14 protein-coding genes and 1 pseudogene are annotated in these 18,378 nt (G+C 47.6%); 8 read left to right on the top strand and 7 right to left on the bottom strand.

The window, feature by feature from the left end:
• Positions 1 to 28: 28 nt before the first annotated feature.
• The gene (locus EHO60_RS00075) at positions 29 to 1,546 is read right to left on the bottom strand and encodes a 2-isopropylmalate synthase (protein WP_135766134.1); all 1,518 of its coding nucleotides are present in this window, start codon (positions 1,544 to 1,546) and stop codon (positions 29 to 31) included.
• Between the two features lie 107 nt (positions 1,547 to 1,653).
• Here EHO60_RS00075 and EHO60_RS00070 point away from each other — a divergent pair, with 107 nt between their 5' ends.
• Positions 1,654 to 1,992, top strand: coding sequence for a hypothetical protein (locus EHO60_RS00070; protein ID WP_135766133.1), 339 nt, complete (start codon positions 1,654 to 1,656; stop codon positions 1,990 to 1,992).
• A gap of 13 nt (positions 1,993 to 2,005) precedes the next feature.
• Here EHO60_RS00070 and EHO60_RS00065 read toward each other — a convergent pair whose 3' ends face one another.
• Positions 2,006 to 2,707 carry a queuosine precursor transporter gene (locus EHO60_RS00065; protein WP_135766132.1) on the bottom strand — a complete coding sequence of 234 codons (702 nt, stop codon included), beginning with the start codon at positions 2,705 to 2,707 and terminating at the stop codon, positions 2,006 to 2,008.
• A 152-nt stretch (positions 2,708 to 2,859) separates the two neighbouring features.
• Between EHO60_RS00065 and EHO60_RS00060 the strand changes: the two genes are divergently transcribed.
• The gene (locus EHO60_RS00060) at positions 2,860 to 4,476 is read left to right on the top strand and encodes a glycosyl hydrolase family 18 protein (protein ID WP_135766131.1); all 1,617 of its coding nucleotides are present in this window, start codon (positions 2,860 to 2,862) and stop codon (positions 4,474 to 4,476) included.
• Complete coding sequence (locus tag EHO60_RS00055; protein WP_135766130.1) at positions 4,463 to 5,407, top strand: L-threonylcarbamoyladenylate synthase; 945 nt, start codon at positions 4,463 to 4,465, stop codon at positions 5,405 to 5,407. The genes EHO60_RS00060 and EHO60_RS00055 overlap by 14 nt, the downstream gene beginning before the upstream one ends.
• Here EHO60_RS00055 and EHO60_RS00050 read toward each other — a convergent pair whose 3' ends face one another.
• Positions 5,408 to 7,123 (bottom strand): S49 family peptidase, encoded by a 1,716-nt coding sequence (locus tag EHO60_RS00050; RefSeq protein WP_135766129.1) that lies wholly within the window; start codon positions 7,121 to 7,123, stop codon positions 5,408 to 5,410.
• Between the two features lie 124 nt (positions 7,124 to 7,247).
• Here EHO60_RS00050 and uvrA point away from each other — a divergent pair, with 124 nt between their 5' ends.
• Positions 7,248 to 10,082 carry an excinuclease ABC subunit UvrA gene (gene uvrA, locus EHO60_RS00045; RefSeq protein WP_135766128.1) on the top strand — a complete coding sequence of 945 codons (2,835 nt, stop codon included), beginning with the start codon at positions 7,248 to 7,250 and terminating at the stop codon, positions 10,080 to 10,082.
• Between the two features lie 48 nt (positions 10,083 to 10,130).
• Positions 10,131 to 11,192 carry an acyl-CoA dehydrogenase family protein gene (locus EHO60_RS00040; protein ID WP_135766127.1) on the top strand — a complete coding sequence of 354 codons (1,062 nt, stop codon included), beginning with the start codon at positions 10,131 to 10,133 and terminating at the stop codon, positions 11,190 to 11,192.
• Here the strand turns inward: EHO60_RS00040 and EHO60_RS00035 are convergent.
• Together EHO60_RS00035 and EHO60_RS00030 are read right to left on the bottom strand one after the other, a co-directional pair.
• On the bottom strand, positions 11,186 to 12,220 hold the full coding sequence (locus EHO60_RS00035; protein WP_135766126.1) for a cation diffusion facilitator family transporter: 1,035 nt from the start codon (positions 12,218 to 12,220) through the stop codon (positions 11,186 to 11,188). The two genes, EHO60_RS00040 and EHO60_RS00035, sit on opposite strands and share 7 nt — an antisense overlap.
• Before the next feature lie 13 nt (positions 12,221 to 12,233).
• Positions 12,234 to 13,259: an OmpA family protein gene (locus EHO60_RS00030; protein WP_135766125.1), complete on the bottom strand. Its 1,026-nt coding sequence runs from the start codon at positions 13,257 to 13,259 to the stop codon at positions 12,234 to 12,236.
• Positions 13,260 to 13,398: 139 nt separating this feature from the next.
• Between EHO60_RS00030 and mgtE the strand changes: the two genes are divergently transcribed.
• Both mgtE and EHO60_RS00020 read left to right on the top strand, forming a co-directional pair.
• Positions 13,399 to 14,790, top strand: a complete 1,392-nt coding sequence (gene mgtE / locus EHO60_RS00025; protein WP_135766493.1) for a magnesium transporter — start codon at positions 13,399 to 13,401, stop codon at positions 14,788 to 14,790.
• Between the two features lie 49 nt (positions 14,791 to 14,839).
• Positions 14,840 to 15,409 (top strand): annotated as a pseudogene (locus tag EHO60_RS00020) (LA_2219 family laminin/E-cadherin/plasminogen-binding protein); the annotation flags it as partial.
• Positions 15,410 to 15,454: 45 nt separating this feature from the next.
• On the opposite strand, the gene EHO60_RS17230 reads toward EHO60_RS00020, so the two are convergent.
• A complete protein-coding gene (locus tag EHO60_RS17230) occupies positions 15,455 to 16,096 on the bottom strand; it encodes a transposase (protein WP_246028076.1) in 642 nt (213 codons plus the stop codon).
• A 1,233-nt stretch (positions 16,097 to 17,329) separates the two neighbouring features.
• Between EHO60_RS17230 and EHO60_RS00005 the strand changes: the two genes are divergently transcribed.
• Positions 17,330 to 17,995 (top strand): eCIS core domain-containing protein, encoded by a 666-nt coding sequence (locus EHO60_RS00005; protein WP_135766123.1) that lies wholly within the window; start codon positions 17,330 to 17,332, stop codon positions 17,993 to 17,995.
• Positions 17,996 to 18,091: 96 nt separating this feature from the next.
• On the opposite strand, the gene EHO60_RS17180 is transcribed toward EHO60_RS00005, so the two are convergent.
• Positions 18,092 to 18,378: hypothetical protein (locus EHO60_RS17180; RefSeq protein WP_210409297.1), on the bottom strand; the 287-nt coding region annotated here is incomplete at its 5' end.

Here is an 18,378-nt window from a genome sequence, read left to right as displayed (position 1 = left end):
TGTGTTAGAACCTTCTGTAGGCGTCAGATCAAGATAGAGAAAATCTGTTTAAGGCGGAGATGTATGCTTGGGAACATGCTTCTATGATGTCGGTCGAACTTCCTTTGCCTACCACTCTTTCTCCGTCCTTTTCTAGGGTGACGGAGGCTTCCGCCAGCGCGTCCTGACCTTCCGTCACCGGAGAGATCACTAATCTGGAGAGTTGGGCGTCGGAAATCGTCGCCTTTTGGATCGCTTTGAAGATACAATCCACCGGGCCGTCTCCCGTCGCGGATTCCTCTTTCGTTTTTCCCTGGATGGAGATACGGATGCTCGCTGTGGGAGTGCTCTTCGTACCAGTAGTTACATGAAAACTTTCTAATACGTATTTGTCCTCGGCGGATTTTCTGGATTCGTCCGCAAATAGAGCTCGGATATCTTCGTCGAAGACTTCCTTTTTGCGGTCCGCGATCTCGAGAAAACGTTGGTAAGCGGCCTCTAACTCCTCGGCTTGCGGAGAAAAACCTAAGCGAACGATCCGATCTTTGAAGCCGGCTCTTCCGCTGTGCCTACCTAGGACCATCCTATTGGAATGGATTCCTACGGATTCCGGGGTCATGATCTCATAGGTCTCCCGATTTTTCAATACTCCGTCCTGGTGGATTCCGGATTCGTGAGCGAATGCGTTTGCGCCTACGATAGCCTTGTTCGGTTGGACCACCATTCCGGTGATGGTCTTGACCAGATACGATGCTTTTGCGATCTCTTCCGTTTTGATTCTGGTCTGTACTCCGAAGGTATCCTTTCTGGTTCGCAAGGACATGACGACTTCTTCCATTGCGGTATTTCCCGCTCTTTCTCCGATTCCGTTTACCGTGCATTCCACTTGGCGGGCGCCGTTTCGAATGGCCGCTAAACTGTTCGCGGTTGCGAGTCCTAAGTCATTGTGACAATGGGCGGAAAAGATCGCTTTGTTCGATCCCGCAACCTTGGAAATGAGAAAGGAAAATAGTTCCCCATACTCGTATGGAGTCGTGTATCCCACCGTATCAGGGATATTAACGGTCGTTGCCCCCGCTTCGATCACAGCTTCGCAGAGTTCGCGCAAGAACTCTCGCTCCGATCGAGTCGCGTCTTCGGGAGAAAATTCCACGTCTTCCACGAACTCCTTACAAATGCGGACCGCTTCCACCGCCATCTTTAGTACTTCGGAGGGCTCTTTGCCTAACTTGTACTTCATGTGGATAGGTGAAGAGGCTAGGAAGGTGTGAATCCGTTTTTTCTTTGCAGGAAGAATCGCTTTGGCGGCCGCTTCTATGTCTCCACGTACCGCCCGAGCCAAGGCTGCGATCGTAGGACCTTCTACTTCTCTGGAAATTCTTTCGACTGCCTGGAATTGAACGGGGGAGGAAACCGGGAATCCCGCTTCGATCACGTCCACATTCATCTGAGCGAGATGCAATGCGATTTCGATTTTCTCGTTTTCGCTCATTGCGGCGCCGGGGCATTGTTCTCCGTCCCTGAGAGTTGTGTCGAAAATCCGTACGTAGTCCAAATCTGGGTTCATGCCTGCTCGATTCCTAAGTTCCAAAATTCCCGCACAAATCCAGACGTAAACCGAATAATCGATAGGAAAAGCCCAGCAATTCTATTTCCTTAGACGAAAAACGACTTATGGATGGACCGCAATTCTTCGCCTCCTGCCTGTTCTCTACGGATTGTATCCTAGCGGCGTCATTGTACGCGGAATTGTTCCAAGGGAGAGTTTTGCGTTCTTCTCCCGGACATTCGGAAATCCTCTTTTCCGAAACGAAACGAGTGATTTTCAGCCGTGCGTCCGAAGAGTGTCCGGTGTTTCCCGGCACGTTAGTCTGGAGGATCGATCCAGGGAAAGCTCCGGCTTTTTCGGATCTTCTTTTGAAAAGCGGCTTTTTTCAGGAAAGCGTCGGGTCACGGTACGATTCCTTTTTGGATCCCTGGGGGAATCGGATCTGGTTGTATTTTTTAGAGTAATCAGAGGAGTCGCTTAACCGGGATAGGGTTGGCTGTCTTCTCTTCCTTCCAAAAGAGCCTGTTCCACTAATTTATGAGCTTCTTCTCCCAAATACCGTTCTATGACGGAATGGGAGAGATAAATGATCGGAGTAATCGCGATCGCAATCACCATCTTGTACACGAAGTTCGTGGAAGAAATCGAGTTTAAGACTCCGAATTCGTATTGCCCCCAATAAGCGACAAAGATCACGACATAAGAATCCAGCAATTGGGAAACGATGGTGGAGCCAGTAGCTCGGAGCCAGATAAAACGATTTTTGGTTTTTTTTCGGATCAGGTGAAAGATTTGGATATCGATCAATTGTCCGATCAGATAGGCGATTACGGAACCGGCGATCACCTGTCCGGTATTCGTAAAAACCGTGTGAAAGGAAGGATCGTCGACGGGGGAGTTTCCCACCGCAGGTATATTCATGTCGATTTGCAGCAGGAAATAAGCCAGCACGATCATCACCATTCCGACTAAGGTAAGGTAACGGACGCCTCTTCTTCCATAGTATTCGTTGAGAAGATCCGTAACGATAAACGTTACCGGAAACGGGATCACTCCTATCGTCATCGTAAATCCGAAAGCCTGGATCCATTTGGAGCCGGTCACTTCCGCCATCAAGAGAAAGGTCAGGAAGAGGGCGCTCAGGGCAAAGTAGAGTTTGAACGGCTTATGGAAATGCATCGAAGGAAATTTTTTCCCGATCGAAGGACTGTCAATCAAAGAACCTTCCGGTTTTGGACAAAGATTTGACTTCTCACCGGGTAAAGAATCACTGGAAAGCAGTCGGTGCTTTATTTTTTGCCTCCGAGATTCGATAAATACATAGAGCTCAAATGAAATCCTACGAAGAAGCCCATACACCCGAGGAACTCAATCGTCCCGTCCCATATCTACCCAAGAAAACCTCCGGCTGGCAAACCCTGTTTGTCAGCGTTCTTTGGTTCTGCTTATCCGGAGTTTCCTTCTATTTAGGGGTACAGGCTTTAAAGGCCCAACATTCCGAAAAGAACGAGAATGTGGTCGCCGCAGACCAAGGGAAGCCCCTGCAGTTGGCGAATCCGAGTTTGAAATCTTCCTTATCCGATCTTGGCCTCTGGGACTCTTTGGGAAAATGGTGGAATTCTACCGAGCTGTTTCCGACCCAAGGCTCGAAAGAAACAGGAGTTTCCTCCGGAAACGAGTCGAAATCTCCTCTTCCTCAAAACGATGACGAAGTATCCTTTCGTGCTTCCACTTGGTTTTCGGACTATGAGGCGATGAAGAAAACCGTCCATCTTTACAATGAAATCCACCCTTTTATCTACGGTTTCAAAGGTAGAACGACGAATAACGGAGATCTGTACTCCTTATGGGGTGCCTCCCAAAAGCACGCTCGGGTCGCGGAACTACGCAGCCTGAATCCTAGAGTGAAGATCATTCCGACGATTTTCCGTTGGGAAAATAAGAACGAGAAGATCTCCGAAAATATCGGAATGAACGGTCGGAACGATATCAGGGACAGACATATCCAGAATATACTCTACGAAGTGGATACGTACGGTTTCGACGGGATAGACATCGACTACGAAGGGATGTCCTGTGAGAAAAAGGAAAAATTCGAAGAGTTCATCGTAATTCTTTCCAAAGAGATTCACAAACGGGGAAAAATCCTTTCCGTTGCCGTTCACCCTAAGACCTCCGCAAAAAAGAGCGGCCTCAAAGTTTGCAAGGGACTGAACGAAAAGATCAACATGGATTTCGCCGAAAACTGGCGCGGTCCTATGACTCACGATTATGCTTTCCTAGCGAAACATGCGGATCGGATCAAAGTGATGGCCTACGAATTGCATCCTAGAAAATACCGCAATCCGGGGCCGGGACCCCAAGCTCCGAACGTATGGATCCGGAACATCATCGAATACGCTAAAGAAAGGGTTCCCGCTAAAAAGCTATATATGGCGATTCCGACGTACGGTTACGACTGGGCCCTAAATTGCAATGCTAAGATCAAATCCGTTTATTGGTCCGACGCGTTGCGGCGCCAACAGATAGGCGTGACCCGTCAGCCTACCAATATCGATAAAGTGCTTGCAGAGAGCAAAAATTCCAATTCCTGGACCAATCTTTCCCGCTTTAGTTGGGTTCATGAAGGAAAAACCTACGAGGATCCCAGCATCTGGTATCATTCGGAAGGATGCGATCGCGTAGCCTTCTTTATGAACCGTAAGGCTTTCGAAGAGAAGATGACCTTATTGCGTTCGTACGATCTCGGCGGATTTTCTTTTTGGCAACTTTTGTCCGATAACGACCCCGGAATCAGTACGTATCTGGAACTATTAGTCACGAATAAATTGCCTCCTGTTCCTAAGGCACAAACCAAACCGAAGAACCCGGACGTCAAGCAGACGGCTCCGGAGGACAATCAGGATCAGGAAGAAGCGAAAAATAACCAGGACCTTGTCAAAAAGTAAGGAAACAAAAATCTCCGAAGATCCCTCCGAAGCTGCAGAGGTTCTCCAAAGAGGAGGGATCGTCCTTTTCCCCACCGAAACGGTATACGGGATCGGCGCCGATTCCAGAAACGCCGAAGCTTGTTTACGGATTTATAAAATTAAAAACCGCCCGACGGATAACCCGTTGATCGTACATCTTGCGGACACGGATTCCATCGCAGGGATCGCTCGTATGAATCCTGGCGCCTTGATATTGGCCGGAGAATTTCTCCCAGGGCCTCTCACGATGATCCTGAAAAAATCGGATCCGAAAGTCTATTCGACCGGATTGGACACGATCGGCGTCCGGGTTCCGAGTCACGGAGCCGCGCATAGGATGCTTTCCGCATTTGGAGGTCCGGTTTCGGCCCCTTCCGCGAATGTTTCCGGGAGACCTTCGATTACGAGAATGGAGGACGCGATCCAAGAGTTTGCAGGGGAGGTGGATCTGATCCTAAAAGGAGAAGATCCTAAAATAGGATTGGAATCTACCGTAGTGGACCTTTCCACGGAACCTCCCAAACTGCTTCGTCCAGGAGCGTATGAATTTTCGGAATTGAGTCGTTTTTTACCGGATCTCGTTTTAGCGGAACCCTTGGGTTCCGGAGAAAAACCGGCGAGTCCGGGAATGAAATACAGACATTACGCGCCCGATTGCAGGATTTTTCTGGCTACAGGCATGGAAACTCCGAGTTCCGACTCGGCTGCCATCGGAATCGGGATCGAAACGTCCGGCTGGGCATATGCAATTTCCGTTAAAAACAATTCGGAATATATGAGGGAATTATATTCCTTCTTCCGAGATTGCGATGCGAAAGGAATCCAAGCTGCGTTCTGTTTTCAGCCGTTGTTCGAACCGGGAAGGGACGCGCTTTTAAACCGTATCACTAAGGCGGCAGCGGCGAGTTAATTAACGTTTTGCTAATTTTTCCGCCAATTCCGAAAAGTAATGCGGTCCTTCGTCTCGTAATTTTTCCAAAGAGTCGAAATCGGGAAGGCCCAGAGTTCGGAGGGATAGGCTAGGCTTTAATTCCTGGATGAGGTCCTTCCAACTATAGGTTCCGGGGAGATATCTCACTTCCACTTTTGTCAAATCCAATTTCTCTTTGATTCGGTCCAGCGTTTCCAGGAAGGAGGAACAGGAGTCCAGATAGCCACCCTGTAAGAAACGCGTTCCCAAGAAGACCCTGCCTTCTCCCCATTTCGATTCTAATTCTTCTTTCGTGGTCTTTCTAGCCGAAGTGACTCGGGAATAAAACAGATCTCTCGAACGGGAAACTTCCTTTTTGAGGAATGCCGCCGATTTCGGTCCTAATTTTCCGTATTCGGAAAGGATGTCCCGGTAAGGATAAAACGCGATTCTTTCCTTCTTTACGCCTAGTTTATCGTATAAACCCTTTAGATCGAATCGAAGCATGACTGCTCCGATGGAACCTACGACGGAATAGGGCGAAGCATGGATTTCTTCTCCTCCGCAGGCCAGGTAGTAGCCGCCGGAAGCCGCCACGTTGAGAACATAGGTGAAAACGGGTTTTTTTTCCGAAAGCTTTCTAATTTCACGATAGATGAGTTCGGAAACCAACGCCGACCCTCCCGGAGAATTCATTTCCAGCACGACCGCAGCGACCTTCGGATCTTCCCGTAATTCTTTTAACAAATTCTGATAATATCTATAGGAGACCTGTCTGGATCGGAATTCTTCCTCTCTTCCCAGATCGGGTAGGATATTTCCTTGTACGGGGAGAATCGTGACGATGGGATAGGATTTCGAAATCGGAGAGAATCTTACGAGCTTGGAGTGTAATCTCAGTCCTTTGTCCGTGAGTTTTTTGTAGTTCGGTTTTTCCGGCTTTCCTTCCTTTTCGTTCAGATAATCTTCGTAGAGATAATTCTCCCGGAATTCGTCCTCTTCCATAAGTGCCGTCAGGAAATTCTTTTCCAAAAGAGATTCGGAGCTCAAGATCGGTTGCTCCAAGATGGAAAGAGAAAGTCCGGAAGTGGAAGTGAAACTTTCCTCCAAAAATTCCCTTTGGTCTTTCAGTAAATTTTCCAGGTTTTTTCGAGCCGGAGCGGAAAAGGAAGAACGTTGGAACGTTTCTCCGAAGGATTTAAAAGCTCCGCTCGCATAGGTTTCCACTCCCACTCCGACTTTTTTTGCAGTATTGCCGAAGAAATACGCCTCCGCGGAAGGAAGGGTGGGAAAGAACTCGGATGCGGAACTGGAATATCTCTCTTTGCAATAGGAAAGTAATAAAAGGGATTTTGTTCCTCCGCCGAGGGAATACCCTGCGGTCGTGATCCCTTTCTCGTTTAGGGCCTGGATGGATTTGCAGAGATTCCAAGTTTCTCCATAACCGTATTCCGGAGCTTCGAACAGAAAGGATACCTTTTGCAATCCCGGGACGACGGAAAGAGCGCGGATCCAAAGGAGAAAATCCACGAAGAAAGGTTCTTCTCCGCCGGATACGAGCATCCTTACGAACCAGGATTTTCTTTCATAAGAGAAGGAAGAGGGAACCTCCAAAAAGAAATGATTCCCGTTTCGAAATCGGAAAAGAACCAGTCTCCAGAATTGTAATAGAAGTCGGATCGGTAAAAAAACGAATGAAACGATGGAGAAAAACATGGGCGCTTCCTTTTGCCGACCAATGTATTTTCCGTGCGAAAGTAGAAAACGGATTTTTGTCCGTGGAAAACCGCTTTTCAGTCTAAGGTTCGAGAATTTCTCTGAACACGAAGAGGGTACTAGTTTGGACCATATCCGGATTCGAGGTGCGAGGGAACACAACTTAAAGGACGTCAGTTTAGACATTCCAAGGGACAAGCTAGTGGTAGTCACCGGTCTGTCCGGATCCGGAAAATCCTCTTTAGCTTTCGATACCATCTATGCGGAAGGGCAAAGGAGGTACGTGGAAAGTCTTTCCGCATACGCTCGGCAATTTTTGGGTCAGATGGAAAAGCCGGATCTGGATCTGATCGAAGGACTGTCCCCCGCGATTTCCATCGAACAAAAGACGACCCACCGAAATCCTAGGTCCACGGTCGGGACGGTCACCGAAATCTACGATTATCTGAGACTTCTGTACGCAAGGATCGGAAAGCCTCATTGTCCGATCTGCGGTACTCCGATCCAATCCCTTTCGGTGGATCAGATCACAGAAAGAATCCTTTCCTACCCGGAGGGAACCAAGTTACAACTTCTCTCTCCGATCGTTTCCGGCAAAAAGGGAGAGCATAAGGATATTCTGGATAAGATCCGTAAGGATGGATTCAATCGAGTGCGGATTAACGGTGAGATTCGTACTTTAGACGAGGAGATCGTCTTTAAGAAAAGTTTTAAGGCCACGATAGAAATCGTGGTGGATCGACTCGTGATGAAGGACGGGATCCGTTCCAGATTGGCGGACTCGGTGGAAACCTCTCTCAAACAATCCGACGGAATTCTGATCGTGGACGACGGAAAGAAGGATCATATTTTTTCCCAAAAATTGTCCTGCCCGAACCACCCGGAGGAATCCCTTCCGGAACTTTCGCCTAGATTATTCTCTTTCAATTCTCCGTACGGAGCTTGCGAAACCTGCGACGGATTGGGAAGTCTCTTGGAATTCGACGAGGATCTTTTGGTAACGGATCCGGAACTCTCCTTGGTGGAGGGTTGCATCGAGGCTTGGGCGGGAGCAAAGAGCAATAGCTATTGGTTCTTGACCACCGTTCATTCCATGGCAAAGACATTGAAGTTCGATTACAATACTCCTTGGAAGAAGCTGCCAGAGAAAGTGAAAAAGACCGTACTTTACGGAGATCGTAACTTGAAGATAGATTACGATTTCAGAAAGGAGAATTCCCGCTATGAATTCAGCCGGGAATTCGAAGGAGTGATTCCAAATCTGAAACGAAGATACAAGGAATCCTCGGAAGCGAGAAGGCAGATGCTGGAAGGATATATGACGAACCACGCCTGTCCTTCCTGTAACGGGAAACGTCTGAAACCGGTGACGCTCGCCGTCAAGGTAGACGATTTGAGCATAGACGGATTTTCCGCCTTCAGTGTGGAAAAAGCGCTAACGTTCGTGAAATCGATGAAATTGAAAGGAAGCGAGGAAGTCATCGCCAAACCTATTTTGAAGGAGATCCAACAAAGGCTGACCTTTTTGAACGACGTCGGGGTCGGCTATCTCAGTTTGGAACGTTCCGCAGGTTCTTTATCCGGAGGGGAGGCGCAGAGGATACGGTTGGCGACTCAGATCGGCTCTCGGTTGCAGGGAGTGTTGTACATTTTGGACGAGCCTTCCATCGGCCTACACCAGAGGGACAATACGAAGCTTATCAACACTCTGAAAGATTTGCGGGACCTGGGAAATACCGTCCTCGTGGTGGAACACGATCAGGAAACCATGGAAGAGGCGGATTGGCTCATCGACATGGGACCGGGTGCGGGAGTCCACGGAGGTACAGTAGTATGCGCGGGACCTCCTACGGAAGTCGCTAAGAATAAGAATTCGTTAACCGGGAAATATCTTTCGGGAAAAGCGTTTGTTCCCGTTCCGGAATCGGTTCGTCCCGGAAACGGAAAGAAACTCAAGATCCAGGGAGCCAAAGAGAACAATCTGAAAAATGTCACTCTGGACATTCCTCTCGGAAAATTGGTGTTGGTTACGGGCGTTTCGGGTTCCGGAAAATCCACTCTGATCAACGATATCCTGTACAACGCGGCGGCCCACAAGGTGATGAAGATGCGCACCATCGCGGGGAAACACGAAAAAATCACCGGTCTGGAAGAGATAGACAAGATCATCAATATCGACCAATCTCCGATCGGAAGGACTCCTCGTTCGAATCCGGCGACGTATACAGGACTCTTTACGGTGGTTCGGGATATTTTTTCGGGTTTGGAGGATTCGAAGCTGAGAGGGTATAGCCCCGGGCGTTTCAGCTTTAATGTGAGCGGAGGAAGGTGTGAGACCTGCGAAGGCGACGGAATCCTAAAGATCGAAATGCACTTTTTGCCGGACGTGTATGTGACCTGCGATGTGTGCAAGGGAAAGAGATACAACCAGGAAACTCTGGAAGTGAAATACAAGGGAAAGAATATCTATGAGATTCTGGAAATGACGGTGGAAGATTCCGTCAAGTTTTTCGAGAACATTCCCGCGTTGAAAAGAAAACTCGAAACCCTGGACGAAGTGGGACTCGGTTACATCAAGTTGGGCCAACCTGCCACCACGTTCTCCGGCGGTGAGGCGCAAAGAATCAAGCTGGCGACGGAACTTTCCAAACGGCCTACCGGCAAGACCTTATATATTTTGGACGAACCGACGACGGGACTCCATTTCGAAGACGTTCGGAATTTGATGGTCGTGCTGCATACTCTTGTGGATCGAGGAAATTCCATGATCGTGATCGAGCACAATCTGGACGTGATCAAACAGGCGGACTGGATCATCGACATGGGGCCGGAGGGCGGGGAAGGCGGGGGACAAATCATTGCGGAAGGAACCCCTAAGGACGTGAGTAAAATCAAGGATTCGTTTACGGGCCAATATCTCCGGAAGGTTTTGGGTACGAACGGTAAAAAAGCCGGATAGTAGTGGACCCTTTCGTAAGCGTACGGCAATTGGGGTTCTTAAGAGCTTATGCAAAAACTCCTAGAGAAGCTATCCTCCTTTCCTAAGGGGGAATTTCGTTCTATATACAAACTATCCCTTCCGGAAATCGCGAATTCGGGTCTACTCGAAACGGTGTCAAAGGGGGGATTCCGGGAATTTCACAAAAAGCTAATTCTTCTTCCTGCCTTTCCTCACGGAATCGGGGTGGGTGTCGGGATCATGGCTCAGACGAACGTCGCGGGAAGGATTCTCCGTTTTGCTAGCGGTGCGGAACCCGGGAGAGAATCCTCTTCGGAAACCAGAGAACTCACGTCCCGTTTATTGCAAAGAATTTCCGGCGGTTTGGGAATCGTAGGCTTGGGGGTAAGCGAGCCAGGTTGGCTAGGAAAGATCAGCAATTTAAAATCCTCTTCCAGAAGATTGGAGGACGGTTCCTTCGAATTGGATTTTTTCAAAGGTTTCGTTACTAATGGGGCGGATTCGGAAGGATTTTTAGTAGTCGCGAAAGGCCAAGAGGTTCCTTGCGGGGTCTTTTTCGTTCCTCGGGATCAACCGGGTCTGGTAGTGGAAGAATTCCATTTGGATTTTGCGCAAGAGGCGACCCACTGCAAGATCAAGGGAGAAAAGATTCGTATCCCTGCACATTATTTATTGTTCGAGGACTATTCCAAAATCGGACCGGACGTACATCTCTCCGAAATGCTTTCCGCCGCGGTTCTCTTTTGCGGAGCGGTTCGTAAGATCGTGAGCGATTTGGGAGTTCGTTCCGATGCGAAGGATAGCTCGTACGTTTTGGGCAGACTTTGGGATCTGAGCGGACTTCTATTCTCGAAATGCCTGGAAATCTCCGACAGAAAAGACAAAGACCCTCTTTTTCGAATCGAGGAAATCCATCCCTACGGTTACGAGACCGTATTGGAGCTTTGCGGTTCCCTCTTGGATTCCCTGGACTTCCTGGACCGAAAAAAAGAATACCCCGATTTCGAGTTATTCTTCTCGATCCATCCGGCTAGAAGTCCCGTATATCTGAAGAATCGGATCCGCCAAACCAGAGAGTGGAGAAAGTTCGGAAGAATTTCCGATCAGTGATGGTGGTCCGGATGATCGTGGTTGTGGTGGCTGTGACCCCATTCCTCCGGCTTCATTTCCTGTAGGGTCTTAACCAGAATCCCGTCCAATTTTTCCGTTAATTTGGGTTCTTCGAGTTGTAGATAGATCTGCTCGAATTTCCATTCTTCGCGAAGCATGCTATACGCCTCTTCCACGATCTTTTTAGGATCGGATCCGGGATCGATTCCGAGACGGAAAGCGCAGGCTTGGATTCCCTTGGTTAGGCTCCAGCTATGGAAAGTCAGGACGCTGGTGACTCCGGAAACCGATAGGACATCGCGTCGGAGGTGGTCCCATTCTTCCGGATTCGGAGACGCCTCTAAAAGAATGAGCAAACTTTCTTTGAAGATGGATCCTGCCGATCTTATGATGAGTATCGAGAGAAGGATGCTGATGACCGGATCTATCCAATTCCAGTGAGTGTATCGGATCAGTACCGCTCCGAGGAGTACGGCGACTGTGGCGAGTAAGTCGCTTAATACGTGGAGATAAGCGGATCTGAGGTTGATATTGTCCCCCGCGACCCTTTTCAGGATTCCGACGGAGAGTAGATTGAACAGAATGGTACCTAGACTGAAGGCGAACATCAAGTCCGGCGAGACGACGGAGCCGGCGTGCAAGCGGTCCCAGGCTTCGAATAGGATGAACGCCGAGATTCCGAAGATCAAAATGGAGTTTAGAAAGGCCGCGATTACTTCCACCCGGAAATATCCAAAATTCATGGTTCGATTCGGTTTGCGGTCGGCGAGTAGAACGGCGCTTAAACTGAGCAGGAATGCGAAAGAGTCGGAGACCACATGACCGGCATCCGCAAGAAGCGCTAGGCTTTTGCTCGCGGAAGAGCCCCAGATTTCCCAAAAGAAGATTCCCAAAGACAAGAAGATTGCGAGAAGCAAAGAACCCACCGTTCCCTTTCGTTTCGGGCGGAGAATCGTCTGCTTTAGAAAAGGATCGGCGGAGAAGGCGTTTTTAGAGTGATCGCCTTTCGACGGAGACGATTTGGTCATTTCCGAACCGTTCCTATTTGCGCGGGACGACAACGATATCCACCCTGCGGTTGAGAGCTTTGTTTTCGGGAGTATCGTTGGAAACGAGAGGTGCAAATTCTCCATACCCAGCGGCAGAGAAATTCCGAGCATCCAACTTTTTATCATCCAACAGGAAGCGAAGTACGGAAAGAGCCCGTTCCGTAGAAAGCTGCCAGTTATCCTGGAATTTCTTGGTTCGGATCGGTACGTTGTCCGTGTGTCCTTCTACAGTAATGATGTTCCCAGGGTAATTGGAAAGGATCTCCTTCACTTTATCCAAAGCGGGTAGAATCTGTTTTTTTAAATCCGCCGATCCGGAATCGAAGGAAATTTGATCGTCCACGTTGATGATGAGTCGTCCGGCAAATCTTTTTACCCGAATTTGTCCCTTCGAGATTTCCCCTTTCAGTTTTTCCTCCAATTCATCCGCCTGCTTTTTCAGACGATCGTTTTCGTTCTTTTGGTTCTCCGATAAATCCTTGAGTTTCGCGATTTCGTCGTTCAAAGAAGCGATCCTCGCTTCCAAGGAAGCGATCTTAGTCTCATAGTCCTTTTTCAAATCTTCTGTTTTTTTGATGCAATCCCGCTTTTCCTGTTCCAAAGAGGATTTCAATTCGGAGATCAGGTCCTGGTATTTTTTGGACTGCTTGGCGTTTTCGTCCAAGAGCTCTTTCTCCTTGTTGCTGCTTTTGGCCTTGAGGACGGCGATCTGATTTTCCAGGTTTTTGATCTGTTCCGCGTGCTGGTTTTTGTCCGTTTCGCGGAAGGATTTTTCGTTTGCGAGCTGTTCCTCCAAACTTTGGATCCGACTTTCCAGAGTGATTTTTTCCTTTTTGGAATTCTCACTTTCGTTTCTGTAGCGGGTCTTCAAGGAATCCAGTTCCAACTCCACGGCGACCTTTTCATTGTAGAGTTTGTTGTATTCCCAAGGATAATAAATGACGTCGGCTCGAGCCGGGAAGACGGAGGCTAGAAGGAGAATCCAGAGAAAGATCGATTTTGCGCCGGAGATTTTCATATTGTTTTCGATGGACCTGGTTCCATTCTAAGCGGGCAAACGCCGAGTCAAATGAAAAACTCTTGGAGGAAAAATCGGAAAGTCATTGATGACTGGAAATCTTTTCGGAATCTGTCGGGAAAGGGGAGGTTCGGTCCAGATGGATGACAAACGCAGTGCAAAGGATCCGGTTTCCGCCAAGGCCAACCTGCATTCCGCGGAATGGCTCGAATCCCTCTCCGAAAGTATAGAATCCAAAGACAATTCCTATCTACTCTCCTTTTTACAAGCCAATCACCCGGCGGATATCGCGGAGGTGCTGGAAAAATTGGACGAAGAGGATGCGTTTTACGTTTTCCGGCTTTGCGATTCCGAAATGCAATCCGCGATTCTCGTAGAGTTCGACGAAGAACTACAGGCGGATTTCATCTCCCGTCTGAACGTTCATGAAATTTCCCCCATCGTGGAAAATCTAGAGACAGACGAATTTACGAATCTGATCTCCGAGATTCCGAAGGAAAAGGCGGAAGAGATTCTAAACTCCCTCGATCGGGAAGATTCTTCCCAAATCCGGAAACAGTTGAATTTCCGGGAATATACCGCCGGTCGTTTAATGACGACGGAATTCGCAGCCGCGTACGAGACCGATACCGTCCGCAAGGCAATCATCAAACTGAGAAAGGTCGCAAAGGAAACGGATGATATCTATCTTCTCTATATAACGGATGAGGAGAATCACCTGAAAGGTTTTATCCGGTTAAAGGATTTGTTTCTCGCCCCCCTAAACCAGAAAGTAGCGAAACTTGTAAAGGAAGAGGTATTTTCGATCCACTACGATACGGACCAGGAAGAGGTAGCGCGAGTATTCCGAAAATACGACCTAGTCTCGGCAGCTGTAGTGGATGATTTGGACAGGATCATCGGAAGGATTACCGTAGACGACATTCTTGATATCGTTCAGGAGGAGGCTTCCGAGGATATCCTGAGGATGGGGGGAGTTTCCGAAGAGGAAAGGCTGAATACTTCCATCTGGGATTCCATCCGTAGAAGATTGATTTGGCTTGTGATCAATCTGGGGAACGCGGTATTGGCCGCTTCCACAGTTTCGCTTTTCGAGGATACGATCCAATCCTTCGTATTACTGGCGGCATTGATGCCGATCGTTGCGGGAATGGGGGGGAATGCGGGAACGCAGGCCATCACGGTGGTAGTACGAAATATCGCCACGGGAGATTTGAGCCCTAGGAATTGGGGCACGGGATTTCGAAAGGAATGTATCATAGGGGTGATCAACGGGATCACGATCGGGGCAATTGCAGGTGGAGCAGTGTATCTTTACTCCGGAAAATTGGCCCTGTCTCTTGTCATCTTTTTTGCCATGCTGGCGAATCTCATCATGGCCGCATTGTTAGGCGCATCGATTCCCATGCTTCTTCGCGTATTGGGAATCGACCCTGCAATCGCATCTTCCATTTTCGTGACTACTACGACGGATATTTTCGGATTTTTCTGCTTCTTAGGGTTGGCCACGTTATTTTTGGGTTATCTGTGAGCGCGTTCCTTCGTCTTTATTTAAATATAGAAATGGATTGGGATTTTTCATGAGAGAAATATACGAGAGGAGAGTGAAAACTCCTATTGCTGCGTTCGTTTTTACGCTGGTTATTTTACTTGTCGGTTGCGTCAGCGCTTCTAAGTCCGCTACCGAGGATCCGAAGGCGCAGCCTTTGCCGAATCCTGCGGGCGAACTTGAGACCGTATTGGACGAAGAGGGGAACGAAGTAAAAATCACGACGAATGATCCGGCGTCCTTTCAGACGCTTTCCAAGGATTCGAGCGAATACTTCCGGGTCTATATCACGAGTGATCATTATAAATTGCGACAAATCCGCGGAGCGAAGTTCATTCACAGAAAAGTAGATAAGGGCGGGGATGCACTTATCAGCGAGGAACTCGCCAAGTACAATCGGATCAATTTTACCGATGACGGGATCATTTTAGTGATCCTGAATGGAAACACCGGCGCGGTGGAAACGATCCGATTCAATACTCGGGTACCCAGAATCAACGACTTGGCGAAAGTGATCCAAAACGATGTGACTCGTTGGGCTATGGAACATTCCGAAGAAAAACCGGTGGTTACTAAATACCAGATCCATTATACGATCCGACTGGAAAATCGGAGCGGGACAACGAGAGACAAGGTAAAAGAGGATCTAAAGAGAGAGGTCAGGAAGTAAGCATTTTTTGTTGCTAATCCGCACAGTGGTTTGTATAATAGCTTTCAGCTTAGGAGAAAAACGAGGCGCCTGCGAAGCAGGTGGAGCTTCTAACCGCCTCGTTTTTCCCCCCGAATGAAGCGGCTCGATTTGCCCTTGGTCCGCTTTGGCGCTTTCCTCGACGACCCCGATTCTCTCCCTCCAGCTTTTTACGATCGCATCCAACCCGAATACCCTTAGATTCCGGAAGAAACAGAACTCGTTTAGGTAAAGCTGGGAATACTCCGGCCTAATGTATCCGTAGGAAGAGAATGCCTGCTTGATCGCTCTGTGGTTTCCCTCCGCGTACTGGATGTGAACTCCGTCTTTTGTTACCCAGCGATTTCTCGCCCATTGGTATCTCTTGTCCTTAGAGTGGGCCGAATGATTCACCATTCTGTGGCTTTCATATACGCTATTTAGCCAAGGATACCCTGAATCCGTGTGTATAGGTGATCTTTCTGGGATATTCCTTCTTATAATCGGCCCTAAAGTATTCATCTTTTGGTCTGGTACAGAATCTAAGATTAACGCTCCATTACTTCCCGCGATTGTATGCACTAAGGTTCCTACCTGTCTCCCGCCTAGTTTCTCACTCATATAGATAGATGCTGTAGAACCGTTGTGTTTATGCCTTTTACGGCCTTTATTTGCTCTCTGGGAGGCTGAATAGAGTACTACTGTATCCGCGTTCATTATGGTTAGTGGGGGATTGGTATTCTTCTTAGGTGCGCTTTTCTCCGCGAAATTTGCTTCTTCTGTTTTAGGTTTGCGCCCGGTTTTAGATCGTTTTGGAAATTCAATGCGCCGGTTTTCCTTTAAAAATTCCGCTTCAATCTCCGTCTGTAGTTTTGAATACAGCATGTCTCTTACGTTCTCTTTTTGTTCACTTGCGAAGATTTGGATCCTGCGTTTTAGAAGTAGTGCCGTTTTGTAGGAGATCCCGGTTTTCTTCTGAATCGCGGAGGCTGTGAGAACTTTCGGGCTTTGGAGGTATGCTTCTTCCAGCACGTATCCGAATACCCACAAGGGTAGCTTAAAATGGTGGAGGGGAGTATATGAGAGTCTTGAGGTGAGGTAGTGGCACTCTTCGCAGCGAATCAGGTAGTCTCTTGTTGCGATTTTCTTCGTTAATTGGATCTTACATTCCGGGCAGAACTTAGGGTAGAAGGTATCTAAGAAGAACTCTGTGATCTTATGATAGTATTCCGTTTTTAGAGGAAGGGCGGAAGCTTCTTTGTTCTCCGCTTCTCCTTTGTTAGGATTGTACTGGGGAAATAAGTAAGCATTTTTTGTTGCTAATCCGCACAGTGGTCTGTATAATAGCTTTCAGCTTAGGAGAAAAACGAGGCGCCTGCGAAGCAGGTGGAGCTTCTAACCGCCTCGTTTTTCCCCCAAAATGAAGCGGCTTGCTTTGCCCTTCGCTTGCCTCGACCTCTGTCCCTTGCTCGACGACTCCGATTCTCTCCCACCATCCTTTGACGATCGCATCTAACCCGAATACCTTCAGATTCCGGAAGAAACAGAATACATTTAGGTAAAGCTGGGAATACTCGGGTCTTATATATCCGTAAGAAGAGAAGGGGAATTATTTAGCCGGTAATTTGGATCCGAATCGTAAGAATTCCTACTTAGATGACGGTATGGCAACTGATGCAGGATTTGCAAGTTCATCTAAAGCATTGCCAGAATTAACTGAGCCTTCGACATTCTGGTTTGGTGTTCAAGAGAGAACAAAGAGCCTATTTACGAAAGGATCCTTTTTGACAGATTCGCAAATATTTCACAATGAGCTTTCCTCGCATGGAGTTCAGGCGGCAAGCGAAGCGATCCATGGGCTATGCCTTAACAGGAGATGAGAAGGTAATATACGATGGGTTGGAGAAAGCAGCAAATCGCAATGAACAATTAGATCAATTCGCGAAAATACGACCATTAACCACCGCGGAGACAGCAGAATATATCAAAAACTTACGTTTACCATTGGATATCGAAAAACCGCACAGTGAAGCTTTGTTTCAGCAATGGAAAGGGCAAGGTCTTACTCAACGTAACTTGACTCCATACGAGAAAATATTTTTACAACCCTTATTCCCTATATTGAATTTAGATAATATTAACTTAATCAATGGTGGGTCATTGGTTAGGAGTGCAATAAAGGGAGTGGGGTTTATAAATGTCGATGTTACATTCGGAAATAGTATTTATCATATGGGCAATTTGCCAAGTAATTACGAAAAGCCGGGCGGTTTTAGTCCTTTTAATAAAAATGACCTTGGTCAGCTGGCACATGAATTGACACATACTGTACAACAGGACAATACCATTATTGGGTCAACTTTAGGACAAATTCCGATAGTTGGAACTGTATTTAAAGTCATTGCTTTTAGCCTTAGATATTATTCAGAGCTTCTTTTTCTCTTATTATCTACCCGAAACAAATTGGCATTTGGTTTTTTGGATTCTGCCTTTTCTAGGATGCATAGGTTTGGGATTTAGGATCTTTTATAAGAGAAGATCCAGAAAAAACGGGTAAGGTAGGATCTCGCCTGCAAGATATTTTAGTTTTTGCGAGGTTCAGGACTCAACGTGTGTTTATTGAGTAAATTCAAGTTCAATATACCGTGGAGATCCGCTCATTACAATTTGAACTGCATATCTCGCTCCTTTTTCCAACGGCAAAGGCCTTTGCAAAGTAGTCTCCTTATCAGAAAAATTTATTTGTCCATAATAAATGACTCTCGGATAAGATTTACCCTTTGTATTGTACAGACCTGTATCAATTTCCCATACACTTTCCATTTTCGATTCGGAAATAGTATTTATCATATGGGCAATTTGCCAAGTAATTACGAAAAGCCGGGCGGTTTTAGTCCTTTTAA

It is taken from the genome of Leptospira fletcheri, assembly GCF_004769195.1.
In the GTDB taxonomy this organism is placed as follows: domain Bacteria; phylum Spirochaetota; class Leptospiria; order Leptospirales; family Leptospiraceae; genus Leptospira_B; species Leptospira_B fletcheri.
Note: the sequence above shows the minus strand (reverse complement) of the source record. Positions and strands in the feature narration are given on the sequence as shown.